The organism is Paraburkholderia sp. SIMBA_027 (assembly GCF_046535315.1).
Classification (GTDB): domain Bacteria; phylum Pseudomonadota; class Gammaproteobacteria; order Burkholderiales; family Burkholderiaceae; genus Paraburkholderia; species Paraburkholderia tropica.
The window spans coordinates 1-283 of record NZ_JAWRWY010000366.1 but is presented as its reverse complement, the minus strand read 5'-3'; the positions used below and the strand labels follow the sequence as shown (position 1 = coordinate 283).

General features: G+C 63.3%; 1 protein-coding gene. It reads right to left on the bottom strand.

The window, feature by feature from the left end:
* The coding region (locus SB764_RS39450; protein WP_410866676.1) for an ABC transporter permease subunit at window positions 1-283 on the bottom strand (283 nt) is incomplete at both ends.

Sequence of the window (283 nt, the reverse complement as noted above, 5' to 3'; positions counted from 1 at the left end):
GCCGATCGACGCCACGGTCGTGATCGCGAGGTACCAGATCGAGGCGACGAACAAGAGTTCGATCACCAGGAAGTTGCGGGCGTATATGACCTGCGCCTGTGTCAGCAAGTCCTGCATGCCGATGACGGAGACGATCGCACTCGCCTTCAGCATGCCGATCGCCTGGTTGCCGGTCGGGGGGATGACCAGGCGTGCGGCTTGAGGAAGGCTGACAGTCCGGAATGTCTGCCGGGACTTCAATCCGAGTGCTGTCGCGGCCTCCCGTTGCCCGCGGTCGATGGCA